Here is a 19,514-nt window from a genome sequence, read left to right as displayed (position 1 = left end):
CGATTTGTCAGTCATATGAGGGTGAGGCCTTTCCGCTGTAATGGGGCGGGTTTAGTACTCCGTAGCCCGGCATTCACTCAACCCTGAAAAGCCACTCCTCATATAACCCACAAATCGTCGCAACTTTCCAGGATTGAGTGAATACCTGTTTACCTGCAATCAGAAAACTTCATTAGAATAGCGAAAGATATTTTCGGAGAAGATCATGAAAAACATGCTAAATGATATCCCCGCACAATTACCGAATGAACTCTATACCGATTTAATTAATGGAAAAAACTTTCGAGTCGAGCGCATTGTGTCCCAAGGACATAGCTCCCCAGAGAACTTCTGGTATGACCAGGAAGAACATGAGTGGGTTCTAATTTTGCAAGGAGATGCCGAGTTATTATTGGAAGGGGAAAACAAACCCAGAAAACTAAACGTTGGCGACCACCTGAACATTCCCGCCCACTGCAAGCACCGTGTCATTTCCACCAGCAGCTCACCAAAAACTATCTGGCTGGCCATTTTTTACCAATAAATATCACCGACTATCAAATCATGTTCTGCTCATGCTCCAGCAGCCATTGCTTGCGCTTTAGACCACCAGCATAACCAGTCAGAGTTCCGTTGGCTCCAATAACACGGTGACAGGGAACAATAATAGCGATTGGGTTACGGCCATTTGCCGCTCCCACTGCTCGCGAAGCGGTGGGTTTACCAATAGCTTGAGCGATTTTTCCATAACTTGCCGTGTCACCGTATCGAACGCTCAACAATTGTTGCCACACCTGTTTTTGAAACTCAGTACCTGATGGGTTTAAAGGCAGATCAAAATTGCTTCTGCGGCCGGCAAAGTAATCTTCCAGCTGTTCCACAGCTCGCTCGACAATTGGATTGCTCTTCACACCATTGACCGGTACCGATTCTTCGTCACAAAAGCGGACCTCGGTTAATCCGCCATGATCACCACGCACCAATAATTCACCCAGAGGCGTTGAAATAACTCGATAATCAGTCACGACTTTTCTCCACAATCTTGCTCTAACAAACGCCACATCTGCAGGCTGGCATAACTGCTCCAAGGCCGCCACTGTTCCGGATCTGGCTCACCAGCCAAAAGTTCCAATCCTTTGCGTACCCCCAAGTCGCTTGCCAGCCAGATATCCGGGTCGCCCATTCGCATCCGCACATAATCAACAGTCCAGGGTCCAATTCCTTTCAGAGCCAACCACTTATTCGGGTCTTCTTCGCCACCATTCGCCAGATAGGCGGCGAAGTCTCGCAGGGTTTCCCTTCGCGAATTGGGCATACGCAGAAATGACAATGACGAGGAGGCCACTTTCCCAGGCGCAGGGAATAAACGCTCACTGTCATTCAATGGCTCACCCAGTTCTGACACCAGTTTTTCCACCAGTTGCCGCGCCGCCAACACCGACACTTGCTGACCCAATATCGCACGCACACCAGCCTCAAATGGAGACCAGATTCCCGGCAATGGTAGCCCTTTCGAAACCCTTGGCGCCAAGGCCGGGCAGTTTCCCAAGTGGTTGGCAATTGTGTCTCGATCTGCATCCAGGTCCAGTATCCTGCGCACTTGGGCAATCGCAGCGGCGGTAAGCTCTGGTCGATCCAACCACAATTGAACCCTGAAACCATGACGCTCCGCACAGTGCGTTACCACAAATGCTCCGCGCGCATTGCCTATCTGGATCGTGCGGCGGTAACTGTCATCAGTCACCTGTTCCAGCCCCTCAATGGCACGTTGCGCCAAAAATCGTTGCAGCCACGACCAATCGTACGGCGGGCGGTAGCACAAAAACAGTAATGCACCTTCGCCGCCCATTTTCATTTCGTCGCTGCCACCACTGCGACGCACCTCTCGAGGAGCCATACCCATCAATTGATTGAAAGCGGCATTGAATCGTCGCACGCTGCCAAAACCGGACGCGATCGCTATGTCACCGATCGCCAAGGACGATTGTTGTAGCAACTGCTTGGCGAGTAATACTCGTCGAAAATTGAGGTAACGCAGCGGTGACAAGCCCAACTCATCCTGAAACAGTTTGCGCAGGTAGCGATCAGACACCCCCAGTCGTTCAGAAAACTCCGACAGGGATTGTTCGCACCATGCCCCCTCATCAATCAGGCGCACCGCACGCGCCAGAGTGGTTCCGGTCCCACGCCATGCTGGTGAACCCGGCGCTGCTTCAGGCCGGCAGCGCAAACAGGGCCTGAACCCCGCCTGACTGGCCTCCAGTGCCGAACTGAAGTACTGCACATTGCTCTCCTTCGGAGCCGGGGCAGGACAGATGGGCCGGCAAAATATACCGGTAGTTTTCACCGCAACGAAAAACAGGCCATCAAATCGCACGTCTCGCGATAAGCGGGCTCGGCTACAGCGGTCAGTACTGAGTGGAGGGGCGTCTGTTTTCATAGCATCAGTGTACGCCAACCGAAGAACAGTTTTGGTCGTTTTCGGAACTAAATGAATTCGCTACAGGCCCGGCCTGATGTAGACTGGCCCAAAACAAGGAGGTCACTCAATGGTATTGGGCCTGTCGACACTAATTGATTACTTGCTGTTGAGGCTAAAAAAGCGCCAATCAAGGCATGAGGAGAGCAGTTTGGTCATTCCAAATAAACGACGAATAACGCAGAGTGGCGTTTTTTTAGCCTCAACCCATAGGGCTGTGGCCATTTTTTCGGCCAGCAGCGTTATCAGTCGCTTATGTAGAATAACTACACTGCACTCCTTCTGCCTTGCTGGCCCAAAAAATGACCTTCAGCAGCAAATAGTCAATTAGTGTCGACAGGCCCTAAAAACTTGCGTAGGTGGTTGCTGTTCACCGTGGCAGCAATTGCCTGTATCGGCATCTGGTTTGTGCCAGCCATTCCACAGGACCCTGCCTACCACCACTTTGCCGACTCTCGCCCCTGGCTGGGTATAGCCAACTTTGGCGATGTGATGTCCAACCTGCCATTCGCCTGGGTAGGTTTGACTGGGCTGCTTTGGCTTAACCGTAAGGGTATGGCCACTATCAACGCCCCCCTGAAAATTCACTACCTGATCTTTTTTGCCGGTGTTGCACTGGTTAGCCTCGGTTCCGGTTATTACCATCTCAATCCGACAAACGAAACACTGCTGTGGGACCGGTTGCCGATGACACTGGCTTTTATGAGCCTGTTTTCAATCCTGATTGCCGAGCGGATATCACTGCACATTGGTCGCCGGCTTTTATGGCCCCTGATGCTGACCGGACTATTTTCCGTGCTCTACTGGCATGTCACTGAACTGCAGGGACAAGGTGATTTACGTCTCTATGCACTGGTTCAGTTTCTACCGATTCTGCTCATCCCTCTAATACTCTGGTTTTACCCCTCCAGCTACAACGATACCCGGTCTCTATTGGCACTGCTGGCCTGCTACCTGGCTGCCAAGTTGACCGAATTTTTTGACCCCGAGATATTTGAAGCCCTGGGTTTTATCAGCGGCCACACTATCAAACATCTATTTGCCGCACTCGGTGTGTACTTCTATTACAGAGGCCTTCGGGACCGCCAGCCTATCTCCAGGCAGCCACACCACTCTTCATTTGCAGAGCGTCTACACTCTTAAAGACTGAGAAAAGAAATCAAAAGACCGTTGCTGGAGAATCAAATGATCAGTGAAATTCCCAAACTCCCCGATCACGTGGCAGGCTTTATGGGCACCGGCTATATCACCGCTCTGGATTATGAATCTGTATTAATACCCACAGTGGAGGACAAGCTGGAACGCCACGACAAGGTCAACTTTCTATACCACCTGCCGGAAGAGTTTTGCGGCTTTGAAGCAGGGGCGTTGTGGGACGACGCCAAGGTGGGGCTGACTCACCGTTCAGAGTGGGGCAAGGTTGCTATGGTCTGCGATGTTCCCTGGATGGAACGGGCCGTGAAAGTGGCCGCGTTCCTGATCAAGGGCGAGGTCAAACTATTCAGCACCGACCACTATCACGATGCCGTGGCATGGGTCAGCGACTGACCCCCTCTACAATTAAATTACTCTTCAACTGACTGCGGCTCACGCTGGCCAAACTGGCGATGAAATGCGGCTTTTACATCTTCACCAACCATGTAGAGGCAAGGCACCAACAACAGTGTGACAAACGTGGCAGCCATTACACCCCAAGCCAGTGAAACTGCTGTGGGAATAAGCCACTGCGCCTGAGTACTTTTCTCAAGCAAGATTGGCATCAGGCCACAGAATGTGGTGATCGAGGTCAGCACAATCGGACGGAAACGGTCGCGGCTGGCTTGAATCACTGCCTTGTAGGCATCCCAACCCTCCTCACGCAGCTGGTTAATACGGTCAATCAGTACCAGGTTGTCATTTACCACAACCCCGACTGCGGCCAACATACCCATCAAGCTCATCATGCTGAGCGGCAGGTCCAGCACCAGATGGCCAAACACACCGCCAGCCAAACCGAACGGCACCGCGGTTATCACCAGAATGGGTTGCCAGTAGGAACGGAACAGCACCGCAATCAGGCCAAATATTCCCAACACCACCAGGCCGTTCATCAGCACGAATTGCCCCTCAAACTCCTTGCGGTCTTCCTCAGCACCATCGAGCTTGATATCAACGCGGGGATACAGCGGCCGCACCTGACTTTCAAAGTAATCAATAATCTCAGCAGAAATCTCGCCAACCACCTGGGTGTCATCAACCAGGTCGGCGCTGATGGTCACCGTGCGTTTGCGGTCATTGCGAATAATCGAAGGCGGCACGGTGGTATAGCGCGCTTCAGCGACGGCCTCCAGAGGCACTTCGCGGCCATCGCCAGTGCGAATCCTGAATTCCTTAAGGGTTTCCAGATCCTGACGCTCCGACTCCGGATAGCGAACCATCACTTTCACGTCTTCGCGCAGGCGCGGAATGCGTTGAACCTCTTCACCATAGAACCCCTGGCGAAGCTGGCGAGCGATATCAGAAAGCCCGATATCCAGGGTCTCAGCTCCGTCTTTCAGCTCAAATTCCAGCTCGGGAACCCCTTTCTGAATAGAGTCCTCGATACCGCCAACACCCGGCATACGGCTCAAATAGTCGCGTACCATCGCCGTTGCCTGCTTGAGAGTAGCGCTCTCCGGACCAGACAATTCAAAGCTCATATCCTTACTGGGACGGCGTCCCATGGAGGAGCGGGATTCAAACTTCTCAATGTGCTGCATGGGGCCAATTAACTCCCGCAGCCTCAGTTCCAGAGTGCGCGAAGAAATATTGTGGAGCTCGGCACTGAGCATCTCCAAACGGTAGTCGATGCTGCTATCGCGTACACGCAGTCGAACATTTTTGACTACAGACTGGCCATCTTCGGTTGAGAATTTGGGATCATCCTTCAAGGTGGCTATAGCTGCTTCTATCTGTAAAGCGGTCTGCTGAACATCATCCCAGGCCAGGCCATCCTGCAGGGTAATATCCCCACGGACAGTCTCACCGCTGATTTGTGGCCAGAAATTGGTCTTCACCCATCCTCCAGAGACCACCGCCAATAACAACACCAGTACGCCGACAAAACTGACGATGGTGGTAATGCGTTGGTTAACCGCGATGGTCACAAAACGGGCAAAGGGGTTATTGGCAAACCAGCTCATACCGTGGGAGAACTTCATGCGGGTGTCATGTAACCCTTTCATCATCGGATTGACCGGCACCCGCTCCGGTTTCATGTGCCGCAGGTGAGATGGCAATATCCAGAACGACTCCAACAGCGACAGTGCTAGCGCCGGCAAAGCAATCAGCGGCACTACCTGGAACAGACGCATGCCACTCGCCTCGGGCAGCAACAGCATGGCACCAAACACCATTAACGTGGTAACCACCGCTACGACCACCGGTTTGAGAACATTGCGGGTACCAACAATGGCGCTGTCTTCATCGCGCATGCCACGCTCATAATGAGCATGAATGCTTTCGCCGACGACTATGGCATCGTCCACTACAATACCGAGCACCAGCAGAAAGGCGAACAGGGTAAGAATGTTGATGCTAATCCCCAATATTGGCATCAGCGCCAGTGTGCCCAGATATGCCACACCGATACCAGCAGCTACCCAGAAAGCCAGAATCGGCCTCAGGAACAGCATCAGCAGGATAAATACCAGCAATAGCCCTCCCAACGCATTCTTGGCCAAAAGCTCGATACGATCCTGCAGATAGACCGAGCGATCGCGCCAGATTGTCAGGTCAACGCCTGCCGGCAGTTCGCTTTGCAGCTGGGCAACTTTTTCGTTAACCCTGTCGGATGTTTCAATCACATCCGGGTCGTGAACATTGAACACCTCGACAAACATCGCCGGTTTGCCATTGAAGCGGGTGCGGGTTTTCACATCTTCGAAACTGTCAGTGACCTTTGCGACCTCACCCAACAACACCCTTGTACCATCGGGATTTTGCAGCACTACAATTTCTTCAAAATCTTTTGCGGTATAGGCCTGACCAGTAGTTCGCAGCTGGATGGATCCTTCTTCAGTGCGAACCTGCCCCGCCGACATATTTACTGATGAGCGGCGAATGGCACTGGAAAGCCTTTCAAAGGTGAGGTTGTAACGTCGCAGAGCTTGCTCAGAGACCTCAATGGAAATTTCTCCACTGCGCGATCCCTCAATCTCCACATAATCCACACCCGGTATCACCGTAAGACTATCGCGTACCTGTTCGGCCAGTTGCTTAAGGGAACGTTCATCCATTTCGGCGGCAACTGCCACCTCCATAATATCCCGTCGCCAGATCCGCTCTTTAACCAATGGTCGCTCGGCATCTCCTGGCAGGCTATTAATGGCATCGACACGTGCCTTAACCTCATTAAGCATATCCTCCACCGGGTAACCGGGGATCACCGTGATTTCCATGTAGGCACTGCCACGAGAAGAGCGCGTCATCAGCTCCTCAATGCCATCCAGGTCACTGACCGACTCCTCCAGGCGCAGGCTGATCTGTTCTTCAACTTCACCTGGTGCTGCACCGGGATAGGAAATATTGACCGAGATAGAGTCTGCGGGGCTCGCCGGGAACATTTCGATATTGAGCTTGGGCAAGCTGAAAATCCCGCCCAGAATCAACAAAAGCATCAACAAGTTGGCCGCAATCGGGTTGCGAACAAACCAGGAAATTACGCCATTGGCGTGAGAATTACTCATCAGGCACCCCGAAGACCGAGTGAAGCTTCACGAGCGGTCTGTTCATTTCCCACCGGACGCACTTCCATACCGTGAATCAGCAATGTCGGCTTTTCGAGCAACACCGCCGTTCCTGCGCTGATACCGACCACCAAAGCTTTTTCACCCTCGGACTGCACCACGGTAACCGGCGTGACCTGCAGACGGTTTTGCTCGTCCAGCGTCAACAGGTTATTGCGCTCATACAGGGCGTTGCGAGGAACCTCTATGGCATTTTGAAACAGTTTCCCTTCCACTTCGGCGTAGGCAAACATGCCGGGCGCCAGCGGTGGAGCACCGTCTTCGCGAGCCATGTAAGCACCTGCCACTTCAGCAATGGCGTAAACCACCCGGCTCTGGGTATCAAAGCTCGCTTCGGTGCGCACTATGTGGCCCTGCCAGTGATGGCTGCGGCCACCCACCTCCACGGTAAACCGAACCGGAATATCAATTGTTGCCTTGGCGTGCAGCGGCAAGTCCACCAGACCAATCTGGCCGCTGGTGAGCGGCAGGGGGATTTCCATCACATCCGTTGAGAATGCCTTGCCGAGATTGGCACCATTGCCCACCTGGTCGCCGACCTGAACATTGGCTTCCAACAGGCGACCGGAAAACGGAGCGCGAACCGTAGTGCGCTCCAGGTCCAATTTGGCCTTAGCCAGTTCTACCTTACTTTTTTTCAACTCCGCTTCAGCGGCGGCAATTTGCGGTTTGCGCAGGAACAGTTCATTGGCTTCGCTGTTACCCAGCTCACGCCACTCCCGCTGAGCCAGCCTGGCCTGACCACGCTCCTGTGCCAGATTACGCTCGGCCTGGGCAACTGCAGCCTCGGCACGGGCCAGTGCGACCTCATATTCCACCGGCTCAATCTGTATCAGCTCGTCGCCTTTTTCGAAGAAACCGCCATTGACAAAATTATCCGTCACACGAATTACTCGACCAGAAGCTTCTGCCACCAGATCAATTTCCCATTTAGGGCGCACAGTCCCCTGAGTGCGAACCACCGCCTGTAATTGAGTGGGTTCTGCATAGACTACCGACAGTGCCGGTGGCTTTGGTTTTTGCTGAGGGCGCGCCTCTGGTGCCGGCCTCATGGTCAGCAACAATATTGCTGCAGCCGCGACTACAACCAGGATCAATAGTGGTAACAACTTTCGCTGTTTAGCAGAACTCATAGCACTCTCATTAGACAAACGGCTGAAAATTGGCTGAGGTTACCCAATAAACCCACCACTTTTAAACCTTGTTTACTTAGCTTTACACAGTCCACACATACATCATGCATGAATAACCCGTGTATTTTCATTTGTGACAACGCATCGCCACTGCTAACATCTTGCTCCGTTTTATCTTGCAATAACATGGATAAGTGTCATGAGTTTGACCGTTTTGGGCTCCCCGCTCTCCCCCTATGTTCGAAAAGTCACCGTCAGCCTGCGACTCAAAGAGGTCGAGTTTCAGCTGGATCATACGGTGAGCCCGTTCAGCATTCCGGATGGATTTGAGAAGCTCAATCCACTCAAGCGTATTCCGGTGCTTAAGCACGAAGATCGCGCCATCGCCGATTCCGGGGTTATCTGCCGATATCTGGACAGTGTTTTTCCACAACACAAACTCTCTCTCGACGACCCTTACCTGCAATCGCAAGTAGACTGGTTTGAAAAATTTGCCGATTACGAGCTGGCACCCCTGCTCACTTTTCAGGCATTTCGTCTGCTCCTGCTTTTCCCAGTGATGCAGCGTGAGGTTGATACTGCTCAGGTACACGCACGCCTCGATAAAGAACTGCCGCCACTGCTCAACTACCTTGAGGAACAAATTGGCGATAACGATTATCTGGTCGGCAACCAATTTACCCTTGCCGACCTGGCGGTGGTTTCCCAATTCATCTGCTATCACTATAGTGGAGAACAAATTGACCGGGATCGCTGGCCCAACCTCAGCCGCTACCTCGACTACCATTTCCAAAGCCCTGTCTTTGCCGCAATCCTCGACAAAGAACTCGGCCTGGTAGCAAAAATGCGAGCAAAGGCGGGCCTGTAACAAGAACAGGGCCGACACAGATCTGTCATAATTTCGTTATCCTGCGGTCACAGCTCCTTTCTATTCTCGCCGAATGATGCGAGAAAAGTGTGGAGCTGACGGATCGGAGGTTTACACCCCCAGCATTCGGAGCAGCATGAAAGTTTTTGAGGCGATTCACCAGTTCGACGTGCGAGCGTTCATGTGGTGTATGAGACGCAAGCGCGTAGCTCTATGGTCGCGGCTGAGCCGAACGATTTCCCGAACTGCCGATGGCTACTTCTACCCGGTAATTGCACTGGCGATGTTGTGGCTGAATGAGGCGCGGGGGGAGACAATCTTTTGGGCAATCATTATTGGTTTTGCCATTGAGCGTGCAGCGTATTTCACCCTGAAAAACCTGCTTAAGCGCAATCGCCCAGCCGATGCACTGCCCGAATTCGAAAGTTACATCATTCCTTCCGACAAATTCAGCCTGCCCTCCGGGCACACCTCTGCGGCTTTTTTAATGGCCGGGCTGCTCTGTCACTTTTACGCACCGTTAATTTGGTTGCTCTACCCCTGGGCCTGTCTGGTGGGTGCTTCGCGGGTATTTCTCGGCGTTCACTTCCCCACCGATATTCTGGCAGGCGCAGTGATGGGCAGCAGTATTGCGTTGCTGATTCTTTCCTGGGTGTAACCGGAAAGCAGTCAGCTCGTCTACGGAGCTGTAACTGCAATGAAAATTCTCTACGGGGTTCAGGCCACCGGTAACGGTCATATCACCCGCGCACGGGCAATGGCACCCGCTTTGAAAGAAGCCGACCTGGAAGTTGATTTCCTGTTCTCCGGACGCTCCCGTGACAAGCTCTTTGATATGGAGCCCTTTGGCGACTTCCGCAGCCGAGATGGTCTGACCTTTTGTACCCGCGAAGGTAAGATTGCCCTGCTGCCGACCATTCGCAAAATCAAACCAGCGCGGTTTATTCGTGAGGTGCGCGAGCTGGATGTCAGCGAATATGACTTAATACTGACCGACTTTGAACCAGTCACCGCATGGGCCGGAAAACTTGCCGGCAAACAGGTTGTCGGACTCGGTCACCAGTACGCCTTTTTACACCCGATCCCCCAGCATCGCGGCAATCCCCTGGGCCGGTTGGTTACACGCTTTTTTGCGCCTGCAGATGTGCGGTTGGGCTTGCACTGGCACCACTTTGACCGCGCTATTTTGCCGCCCATTGCCCCGGTTGAAATAATCCCGACCAAAATCGAGGAAGACCTCTACCTGGTCTATCTGCCTTTTGAATCCCTAAGGGCAATCGAAGAAATGCTGAAGTACTTCCCACAATATCGCTTTGCCATCTTCCACCCGGAAGCCAGCGACCGTGATGACGATAACCTGATGTACCGGGCGCCATCGCGGGATGGGTTTCAGGAAGTGCTGGCCAAAGCCGCCGGGGTAATCGGAAACGCCGGTTTCGGCCTTGCCAGTGAAGCGCTGCAGTGGGGCAAAAAGTTGCTGGTTAAACCGCTCGCCGGCCAACCAGAGCAGTATTCTAATGCACTTGCCTTGGAGCTGCTGGAACTGGCTCAGGCAATGGAGCATCTGGATCGTATTGCCCTGCGCCACTGGTTGGAATACTGGCGCGCCCGTCAGGTGCGCTACCCCGATGTTGCTAACGCAGTCGCTCAATGGATCGCCAAAGGTGATTTTTCCGACACCCAGCAACTGGCCACAAAACTTTGGCAGCAATCCAGTTGCCCGGACTCCGGCCAGTTTGCTGAGAATCTGTTGGGTGAGTGGCTCTACTTGCCAGATTTTTAAGCTCTTTATTCTTTTTGATGCAGATAAAAAAAGCCCCGCTGTATTCCAGCGGGGCAATCAATAAAACACATCAAGGGTAGGTAAATCGTTGGACACTCTCTTAACTGAGAAAGTTCCGATTACGAAAGGGCTGCTTTCAGATCATCTGCCGCGATAGCAGAAATCAACAGACCGGTAATCGTAAAAGCTGCAATCATCAACATGGCTGTTCTCCTCATGGCAGAGTCCGGAGCGACTCAGTTCGTAATGTTTACGGTTCCTATTATGGAGACACGCAATGTTAAGTAGGGTGGTGAAAGCGTAAAGAACGGTAAAAGCGGCCCTGTCATTCTGAGCGTTTCGAAGAATCTCTTTATGGATTGAAGCTTTAGTGACTCGCGCCATCACTGGCGCTCGAGCTTCGCCCGCCTTCGCTTTGCTGCCCATTTGTCACAAACTGTTCTTTTTTTCGTCAAGTTAGCGTCACGGTGACGCCATAACCTTTGCGAAAACCTCGGAGCAAAGCCGTGATTAATAGCCTGCAGCGACCACTCAATTGCAACACTCTGTTTTTGTCTGACATTCACCTCGGTTACAAAGACTGCAAAGCCGACTTCCTTTTGGATCTGCTCAATCAAGTGGATTGTAAAACCCTGTTTTTGATCGGCGATATTGTCGATCTGTGGGCGATGAAAAGCAGCATTCACTGGCCAGCCAGTCACCAGCGCGTACTGCAGAAACTGATTCAGATGGCCAGCGATGGCACTCGTATTGTTTATGTGCCTGGTAACCACGACTCTCCAATGCGTGACTTTGTCGACAGCCGCATTATGGATGTGGAAATTCATATGGAATACACCCACACCACAGCTGACGGAAAAAAGCTGCTGTTAGTGCATGGCGATCAATTTGATTCGGCGGTAATTTGCGGACCGTTGCAAAAAATTATCGGCTACTGCTCTTACAGCATCCTGCTGCGCATAAATGGAATTAACAATCGGGTTCGCCGATGGCTGCGACTGCCCTACTGGTCGCTGGCTTACTACATTAAAAACAAAGTGAAAAATGCCCGCTCTGCGATAGAAAAATTCGAGCGCGCTGCTGCAGCTGAAGCACATAAACGTGGTTTGGATGGCATTGTCTGTGGCCACATTCACCAGCCGGAAATGCGCCATTACGGCGACACCCTGTACTGCAACGATGGAGACTGGCTGGAGAGCTGTACCGCTCTGGTAGAAAATGTAGATGGCAGTTTGGAGCTGCTGCACTGGGGTGATTACAAGCAGGCGATAAAAACCGAGCCTGCAGCCAACGACAATTACTCACTGGTATCTACCCTGCCGATGCGCAGCAAGAGCCGTGAATTGAGAATCGCCAATAAATAATGTTGTAAGACACTCGATTGCCACGCCGCCTTTGACGGCTCGCAATGACACCTTTTATATCCTCGTCATTGCGAGAAGCACTGCGACGAAGTAACCCAGCGTCTTTACATACAAGCAATAAAAAAACCGGAAGACAGACTTCCGGTTTTTTATTTAATCAATCATCAGGCCACTTGCGATACCGCCAGTGGTTTTTCCTGTTTGCTGCTTCGACCTACACCAATATATTCAAAACCAAGCTCTTGCATTTTCTCAGGATCGTATAAATTACGGCCATCAAAAATCACCTGATTTTTCAGCTGCTCGCGGAGCAATTCGAAGTCCGGCGCCCAGAAGTTCTTCCACTCGGTGCAAATTACCAATGCATCCGCATCGCGAATCGCTGCCTCTTTGGTGCCGGTCAACACCAGATCATTGCGGTCACCGTAAATGCGCTGACACTCTTCCATCGCATGCGGATCAAAAGCCTGAACCTTGGCTCCACAGCGCCACAGTCTTTCCATCAAATCACGGCTCGGCGCTTCGCGCATATCGTCGGTGTTTGGCTTAAACGACAACCCCCAAACCGCAATAATTTTGCCTTCAAGGTTACCGTCAAAGTAACGGGAAATTTTTTCAAACAGTCGACGCTTCTGGCGATCATTCACCTGACCCACAGCCTGCAACAAGCTCGGGCGATAACCGGCCTGCAGTGCAGTAGCTTCCAGAGCGCGGGTATCTTTCGGAAAACAGGAACCGCCGTAACCGCAGCCGGGATAAATAAAGTGGTAACCGATACGCGGGTCGGAACCAATTCCCTGACGCACGTGCTCGATATCGGCACCCACCTGTTCGGCGATATTGGCGATCTCATTGATAAAGCTGATCTTCGTAGCAAGCATGGCGTTGGCGGCGTATTTGGTCAGCTCGGCCGAACGAATATCCATCACCATCAAGCGTTCGTGGTTGCGATTAAACGGCGCGTACAACTCGCGCATAATCCGCTCCACCCATTCGGAGTCGGTGCCCACTACAATGCGATCCGGCTTCATAAAATCATTAATCGCCGCACCCTCTTTCAAAAACTCCGGGTTGGACGCTACTGCAAAGGCCGGCTTAACACCGCGAGCCTGTAACGCAGTTGCCACCGCATTGTGAACACGGTCAGAAGTACCCACAGGCACAGTGGACTTAGTCACCACTACTGCCGGGTGATTGAGGTGCTGACCGATAGATTTGCCCACTTCCAGTACGTAGCGAATATCCGCTGATCCGTCTTCATCCGCTGGCGTACCCACAGCAATAAACTGTACCTCACCATGCGCCACGGCCTTGGCAATATCAGTAGTAAACTGCAGGCGCTGCTCACGCAGCCCCTCTTTCAGGAATTCTTCCAGCCCCGGCTCAAAAATCGGGCTGACACCGCGGTTGAGCTGCTCAACCTTTTCGGGATTGATATCGACGCAGACCACATCGTGGCCGACGTGAGAAAGACAGGCGCCGGTCACCAGGCCAACATAACCACTGCCAAAAATAGTAACTTTCATCGTTTAGTCCTCGCATGTATAGCGAGGACTCTATGAAAGATCAATGACGGGGAAGTTGCAGGGATGTGTATATTTTGTTGCAGTGCTTAAGGACCAGGCCAACTTTCCCAAAGTAGACAATCAGTTATTTATGAATCGCCATCGCTTGTTATCTGTACTTTTGGGAATACAGCCGATAACAACCGGCCAACCCCAAACAGATAAAGCCCGGAATCAACAAAGACTTAAACTTGAACAAGTCAAATAAATAGGAGCCCGATAAACCACCAACAATAAATCCAACAATGATTAATGAGAATAGAATTGCTTTTCTTTTGTCAAACGCTTCTCCCCTCAACACTGAACCTAACATAATACCCAAATCAGTGAATATACCAGTAAGGTGCGTCGTTCGAATTACAGCCCCACTATATTTAGTAGCTAGCGCATTTTGCATACCACATGCAGAAGATGCAGCAAAGTGCCCATAAAACGAACCTTTTGACAACAAATAAAACGACATGAATATTAATAAGGATTCCACTACCAATGCGGTGTCGTAATGACGCCCTAACTTTAATGTTGTTCCATGTAGTAAGAAACCTGAAAATGACGCCCCGACAAAAAAAGAAAACAGCACACCCCCCAAATGAAGGGTACTCTCATAAGACTTTCCGAGAAAACCTACACCAAATAAAGTTGCCGTCCCCGAAATATGAGAAACCGATTGGTGTTCGAATCCAAGTAAACCAATTGCATTTATGCACCCGGCCACAAAAGCCAAAACAAATGCACCATATTCAATCCATTTTGGTAGTTTAGATATCAAGATTCATACCTTGGTAACAGCTATTATTTGAATATCGCGCATTGTCAAATATTGACTTGCCCACACCTTACCATATGCCCTATTTAGACCCACACTTGGCCCACAGCCTCACACTCTCCTTACCCCTACAAATAAATCGGCTCCGCCACCATCGGCTCACCCACTTCCCCGCGCTTGCGACTGTCGTACAGCATCTCCACCAGCACCAGAGCAAACTCTAGCGCAGTACCCGCCCCCTGACTGGTGACGCAGTTGCCATCCACCACCACGCGAGACTGGTTATCGACATTTACCCCTTCCATTTGCTGGTAGGCGGGGTGGCCGGTGGCTTTGCGGTTTTTCAGTAATCCATGATGAGCCAGCACTACAGCCGGTGCTGCGCAGATTGCGGCGTAGGGTTTGTTATCGGCGGCCTGTTTTTTGAGCAGTGAGGTCAGCTCCTGGCTGTCGCGCAGGTGCTCGGCACCGGGGATACCGCCGGGCACAGCGATCAGGTCCCACTCGCTGGCGGTGCAGCCCTGAATGTGACTGTCGGTAGTAATTACGGTCCCGCGGGACGCGGTGATCTGCTGTCGACCATTCTCCATCACGCTGGCTACAGTTACTTCAGCGCCGGCACGTCGCAGTACATCTACCAGTGTCACCAGCTCCATGTCTTCGCTGCCATCGGCAGCCGGGATCAATACGCGCTTGCTCATAAGGGTTCCTACCTTGGGTTTTTACGGTAAACTGTAGTCCAATCGTTTCGCTTTGATGAAGTTGAGTCAAGTATGCCTGTGTTCATTTTGCAGAATCAGCACCAGCAGTTTCTCAATAAGGACAAGGAATGGGTCGCCAGCGGTGAAGCCGGTGCCCTGTTTCGAGCCAACCACTACGATGTCGCCCTGAATCAGTTGATTGAACTGAATGCCAAGGATTACACCCTGCGCGCTGTGGTTTTGAGCTGTGAGCTGGACAGTAAGGGGCGGCCAATCCTGCCCGAAGACAATCCGGAAAGCGCTATTGCCAAAGCGGACTGTATTCTGAAAGAAGATCTTTTCGCTACGCCGGAACCGGAAGTAAAAGTCGAGGCGACAGCTGACGCCGAGTCCGAGTCCGAGTCCGAGTCCGAGTCCGAGTCCGAGTCCGAGTCCGAGTCCGAGTCCGAGTCCGAGTCCGAGTCCGAGTCCGAGTCCGAGTCCGAGTCCGAGTCCGAGTCCGAGTCCGAGTCCGAGTCCGAGTCCGACACAGTGTGCGCGTAAACCACACCCCATGACAACTGAGCAGGAAGCACGCTTTTGCCCCAGGTTATCCCACCCAATGCCATGAAAAGTCTCTCGCAGTTTCAGCAGCGTCTGGCGCTGCTGAGTCGTCCCGAAAACAACCAGTTGTTAGCCGGTGTTGTTCGCGGTATCGAGAAAGAGAGCTTGCGAGTTACTCCGGAGGGTTTGCTGGCTAAAACGCCCCACCCTGCGGCACTGGGTTCAGCTCTGACACATCCGGAAATCACTACCGATTACTCCGAGGCTTTGCTGGAATTTATCACCCCGCCATCCGGCTCGGTGAAGCACGTCTATGACAACCTGGAGGCTCTGCATCAGTATACTTATCGCCAGATCGGTGATGAACTGCTGTGGGTAAACAGCATGCCCTGTATGCTCGGCCACGATAACGACACCGATATTCCCGAAGCCCGATACGGCAGCTCCAATATCGGCCGTATGAAGCGTATCTATCGTATCGGCCTCGGCCACCGCTATGGCCGACTGATGCAGACCATCGCCGGCATTCACTACAACTTTTCCCTGCCGGACAGTTTCTGGAAAGTGCTGCAACAACAGGATGGTGATACTGGCTCCCTGCAGGATTACAAAACCACCGGTTATTTCAGCCTGATTCGTAACTTCCGCCGTAATTTCTGGTTGCTGCTCTATCTGTTTGGCGCATCACCAGCGGTGTGTCGCAGCTTTGTGCGCAACCGTAACCACAGTCTGGAGCCGGTAAATTGTGACGATCACAGCCTGCACAGCCCCTACGCCACCTCTTTGCGTATGGGCGACCTCGGTTACCAGAGCAAGGCACAGGATTCTCTGGTGGTCTGCTACAACAACCTGGAGAACTACATCGAAACCCTGCGCGGCGCACTGACTACATCCTACCCCGGCTATGAAAAAATTGGCCTGAAGGATGATCAGGGCAACTATCGCCAGCTGAGCAACAATCTCCTACAGATCGAGAACGAGTTCTACAGCTCCATTCGTCCCAAGCGCACCGCCCACTCAGGCGAACCGCCGGTAGCTGCACTTTGGGAACGCGGCGTGGAATACATCGAAGTTCGCTGCCTTGACCTCAACCCATTGCTGCCTGTTGGGATCGAGCCGATGCAGATGCATTTTATCGATACTTTCCTGGTGTACTGCCTGTTGAGCGACAGCCCCAAGACCCATACGGATGAATATCATAATATTCTCGAAAACCAGCGTCGCATGGTGTATCGCGGTCGCGAGCCAGGCCTGATGCTGCGCAATAACGGTGGCGAAACGCCACTCAAAGACTGGGCGCAAAAACTCTTTGATGGCATGGCCCCTATAGCCGAGATGATGGATGCCGCCAGCGGAGGTAGTGAGCACAGTGATGCACTCAATCACTTTGGTCGTCGTATCAACCAGCCCGAATTGACCCCGTCATCCATCTTGTTGAATGAACTGCAGAGCAATTGCGACACCTACTTCCAGACTGCCCTTGGCTACGCCAGGCAGCACCGCGAGTACTTTTTGGACAAGCCACTGGACCCTGCACTGGATGAGCAGTTTCGAGCCCAGGCGGCCCAGTCACTGGAAGAACAAAAGCATATCGAGCAATCTGACAAGGTGCCGTTCGAGCAGTTTTTGGCAGAGTTTTACCAGCGCTACGACTTCCCACTACGCTGAGGTAAGCAAGTCAGAACCTGGCAGGATGTTGAATCAAATTTTTCGAGGCTGCCGTGAACTACCTGGCCCATCTATTTCTGTCCGGTGACGAGCCGCAGGTGATGATCGGCGGCTTGCTGGGTGACTTCGTCAAAGGGCCACTGCGTGGTGAGTACCCGACTGACATAGAGCGCGGCATTGCCCTTCATCGCTACATTGATGCCTGGGTTGATGACCAGCCGGAAATGCTCGCTGCAGTCCAGCGCTTCCACCCGCCATTTCGCCGCTTTGGTGGTGTCATTGTCGATATCTGCTACGACCACCTGCTGGCCAAACGCTGGTCTGACTTCCACGCCGAGGCACTGGGCAATTACGCGAAGGCGTTCTACAGCCAGCTGCAGCAACACTACAACCTGCTCCCTGATCGGGCCCAGCGCTTCGCTGATACGGCTCCTGTGCACCGCCTGCTGGAAGGCTATGCAAACGAAGGCGCCATTGAACTCGCACTTAACCGCATCAGCCGGCGCCTCAAGCGCCCGGTTAACCTGGCGGGAGCCATGCCATCGATCCACCAGCACTGGCCAGCCCTGGAGCGGGAGTTTGAAACCCTGTTTCCCCGTCTGTGTGTTTTTGCCGATAGTCAGCTGAGAACCCTTTAAGCTGTACTACGATTGCATCCCGGCAAGGCAATCTGCATACTTTCCCCCGCCTGCGCCACACCAGTTTCCGTGGTGCCTGATTTCAAGATTATCTGTGAGGGAAAAATAACCATGACACTACCCGGTACTCGAACCGTTTTTTTGCTGATCGCCATTGTCTGCGCCGGCCTTATCGGCACCGCTCTTTATATGGAGCATGGGATGGGCCTGGAACCATGCTACATGTGCATGCTGCAGCGTGTGTTTGTAATTGCCACCGGCACCGTTGCACTACTGGCTGCCTTGCATAACCCAAAAGTATTGGGGCAGCGTATCTACGGCGGCCTGATTGTCCTCACCACACTGGGTGGCAGCTTTTTCTCTGGCAAGCAACTCTGGTTGCAAAGCCTGCCAAAGGATAGTCCTTATATACCCGACTGCGGCGCTTCAGTGTCCTACCTGTTTGAAGTTGAAACCTTTGGCAATGCGCTGGCCAAACTGCTCCGTGGTGACGGCAATTGTGCAGATGTTCAGTGGACATTTTTGGGATTGAGCATTCCGGGCTGGATGCTGATCTGTTTCATTGGTCTGGCTGTAATAGCCGTTTGGCAAATTGCACGCGCCAAAAGGTAACTATACAGCTTACCCTCAACGGAAAAACCCATTAAAATCAGCCGTATCGTCTAACAAAAACAATAAAGGCGTGCGGCATAGGCTGCAAACACTTAGAGGTTGAGGGAGAGGAAACAAATCTATGTTAGATAACTGCAAAAGCCTGCAAGAGCGCTGGGGTGGGGTCAGTGAGATCATTGACCGCTGGCTGCAAGCTCGTAAAAAGATATTGGTCAGCTACATTGAGCTGAGCAACACCCCCGCTTTTGATAGCGACAATTCCGATCACGGCGTCAAGCTGCAGGAAATGTGTGAATTGCTGGTGGACTACATTTCCGCCGGGCACTTCGAGGTTTACCAACAGCTGATGGAAGAGGGACGCGCTTTCGGTGATCAGGATGCCCTGAATGAAGCGCATGAGCTGCTGACCCAGATTCACGTGGCAACTCAATCCGCACTGGATTTTAACGACAAGTATCTGGAAACCGATGACCTTGAGTCACTGGCCAAAGACTTGTCTGAGCTGGGAGAGACACTGGAGTCTCGCTTTGAGGTGGAAGATCGCATGATTGAGGTCTTGCACAATGCTCACCAGGGAATTGTGGCTTCGTAAAGTGGATGCTCAGAAATAAAAAAGCCCGGCTGTTATCGCAGCCGGGCTTTTTTATTG

19 protein-coding genes are annotated in these 19,514 nt (G+C 52.3%); 12 read left to right on the top strand and 7 right to left on the bottom strand.

Annotation, left to right across the window (positions count from 1 at the left end; all coding sequences use genetic code 11):
- The first annotated feature begins 205 nt into the window (after positions 1-205).
- Positions 206-523 carry a cupin domain-containing protein gene (locus tag QP938_00580; protein WIO74430.1) on the top strand — a complete coding sequence of 106 codons (318 nt, stop codon included), beginning with the start codon at positions 206-208 and terminating at the stop codon, positions 521-523.
- 13 nt (positions 524-536) lie between these two features.
- On the opposite strand, the gene QP938_00575 is transcribed toward QP938_00580, so the two are convergent.
- Together QP938_00575 and QP938_00570 are read right to left on the bottom strand one after the other, a co-directional pair.
- Positions 537-1,004, bottom strand: coding sequence for a methylated-DNA--[protein]-cysteine S-methyltransferase (locus tag QP938_00575; protein ID WIO74429.1), 468 nt, complete (start codon positions 1,002-1,004; stop codon positions 537-539).
- On the bottom strand, positions 1,001-2,419 hold the full coding sequence (locus QP938_00570) for an AlkA N-terminal domain-containing protein (protein ID WIO74428.1): 1,419 nt from the start codon (positions 2,417-2,419) through the stop codon (positions 1,001-1,003). Before QP938_00570 ends, QP938_00575 begins: the two co-directional genes overlap by 4 nt.
- Before the next feature lie 390 nt (positions 2,420-2,809).
- Between QP938_00570 and QP938_00565 the strand changes: the two genes are divergently transcribed.
- Together QP938_00565 and QP938_00560 are read left to right on the top strand one after the other, a co-directional pair.
- Positions 2,810-3,601, top strand: coding sequence for a ceramidase domain-containing protein (locus QP938_00565; protein WIO74427.1), 792 nt, complete (start codon positions 2,810-2,812; stop codon positions 3,599-3,601).
- 42 nt (positions 3,602-3,643) lie between these two features.
- Positions 3,644-4,006 (top strand): STAS/SEC14 domain-containing protein, encoded by a 363-nt coding sequence (locus tag QP938_00560; GenBank protein WIO74426.1) that lies wholly within the window; start codon positions 3,644-3,646, stop codon positions 4,004-4,006.
- Positions 4,007-4,023: 17 nt separating this feature from the next.
- Here the strand turns inward: QP938_00560 and QP938_00555 are convergent, their stop codons facing one another.
- Together QP938_00555 and QP938_00550 are read right to left on the bottom strand one after the other, a co-directional pair.
- Complete coding sequence (locus tag QP938_00555) at positions 4,024-7,164, bottom strand: efflux RND transporter permease subunit (GenBank protein WIO74425.1); 3,141 nt, start codon at positions 7,162-7,164, stop codon at positions 4,024-4,026.
- Positions 7,164-8,357, bottom strand: a complete 1,194-nt coding sequence (locus QP938_00550; protein WIO74424.1) for an efflux RND transporter periplasmic adaptor subunit — start codon at positions 8,355-8,357, stop codon at positions 7,164-7,166. The genes QP938_00555 and QP938_00550 overlap by 1 nt, the downstream gene beginning before the upstream one ends.
- 199 nt (positions 8,358-8,556) lie before the next feature.
- Between QP938_00550 and QP938_00545 the strand changes: the two genes are divergently transcribed.
- From QP938_00545 to QP938_00530, 4 genes are all read left to right on the top strand, one after another.
- Positions 8,557-9,225: a glutathione S-transferase family protein gene (locus tag QP938_00545; protein WIO74423.1), complete on the top strand. Its 669-nt coding sequence runs from the start codon at positions 8,557-8,559 to the stop codon at positions 9,223-9,225.
- Between the two features lie 136 nt (positions 9,226-9,361).
- A complete protein-coding gene (locus tag QP938_00540) occupies positions 9,362-9,883 on the top strand; it encodes a phosphatase PAP2 family protein (GenBank protein WIO74422.1) in 522 nt (173 codons plus the stop codon).
- Positions 9,884-9,922: 39 nt separating this feature from the next.
- Complete coding sequence (locus QP938_00535; GenBank protein WIO74421.1) at positions 9,923-11,008, top strand: glycosyltransferase family protein; 1,086 nt, start codon at positions 9,923-9,925, stop codon at positions 11,006-11,008.
- A gap of 506 nt (positions 11,009-11,514) precedes the next feature.
- On the top strand, positions 11,515-12,372 hold the full coding sequence (locus QP938_00530; protein ID WIO74420.1) for a UDP-2,3-diacylglucosamine diphosphatase: 858 nt from the start codon (positions 11,515-11,517) through the stop codon (positions 12,370-12,372).
- A gap of 164 nt (positions 12,373-12,536) precedes the next feature.
- Here the strand turns inward: QP938_00530 and QP938_00525 are convergent, their stop codons facing one another.
- The 3 genes from QP938_00525 to QP938_00515 form a co-directional block, all read right to left on the bottom strand.
- Positions 12,537-13,898 carry a UDP-glucose/GDP-mannose dehydrogenase family protein gene (locus tag QP938_00525; protein ID WIO74419.1) on the bottom strand — a complete coding sequence of 454 codons (1,362 nt, stop codon included), beginning with the start codon at positions 13,896-13,898 and terminating at the stop codon, positions 12,537-12,539.
- Between the two features lie 148 nt (positions 13,899-14,046).
- A complete protein-coding gene (locus QP938_00520) occupies positions 14,047-14,706 on the bottom strand; it encodes a YoaK family protein (GenBank protein ID WIO74418.1) in 660 nt (219 codons plus the stop codon).
- Positions 14,707-14,831: 125 nt separating this feature from the next.
- The gene (locus QP938_00515; GenBank protein WIO74417.1) at positions 14,832-15,404 is read right to left on the bottom strand and encodes a DJ-1/PfpI family protein; all 573 of its coding nucleotides are present in this window, start codon (positions 15,402-15,404) and stop codon (positions 14,832-14,834) included.
- Between the two features lie 72 nt (positions 15,405-15,476).
- Here QP938_00515 and QP938_00510 point away from each other — a divergent pair, with 72 nt between their 5' ends.
- The 5 genes from QP938_00510 to rsd all read left to right on the top strand — a co-directional run bounded on the left by QP938_00510 (position 15,477) and on the right by rsd (position 19,457).
- A complete protein-coding gene (locus QP938_00510) occupies positions 15,477-15,947 on the top strand; it encodes a hypothetical protein (protein WIO74416.1) in 471 nt (156 codons plus the stop codon).
- A gap of 63 nt (positions 15,948-16,010) precedes the next feature.
- Positions 16,011-17,615 (top strand): glutamate--cysteine ligase, encoded by a 1,605-nt coding sequence (gene gshA / locus QP938_00505; GenBank protein WIO75679.1) that lies wholly within the window; start codon positions 16,011-16,013, stop codon positions 17,613-17,615.
- Between the two features lie 53 nt (positions 17,616-17,668).
- On the top strand, positions 17,669-18,253 hold the full coding sequence (locus tag QP938_00500) for an ACP phosphodiesterase (GenBank protein WIO74415.1): 585 nt from the start codon (positions 17,669-17,671) through the stop codon (positions 18,251-18,253).
- A 111-nt stretch (positions 18,254-18,364) separates the two neighbouring features.
- Complete coding sequence (locus QP938_00495) at positions 18,365-18,865, top strand: disulfide bond formation protein B (GenBank protein ID WIO74414.1); 501 nt, start codon at positions 18,365-18,367, stop codon at positions 18,863-18,865.
- 121 nt (positions 18,866-18,986) lie between these two features.
- Positions 18,987-19,457 carry a sigma D regulator gene (gene rsd, locus QP938_00490; protein ID WIO74413.1) on the top strand — a complete coding sequence of 157 codons (471 nt, stop codon included), beginning with the start codon at positions 18,987-18,989 and terminating at the stop codon, positions 19,455-19,457.
- The last annotated feature ends 57 nt before the right edge of the window (positions 19,458-19,514 follow it).

This window comes from Porticoccaceae bacterium LTM1 (genome assembly GCA_030252795.1).
GTDB lineage: Bacteria > Pseudomonadota > Gammaproteobacteria > Pseudomonadales > Porticoccaceae > SCSIO-12696.
Note: the sequence above shows the minus strand (reverse complement) of the source record. Positions and strands in the feature narration are given on the sequence as shown.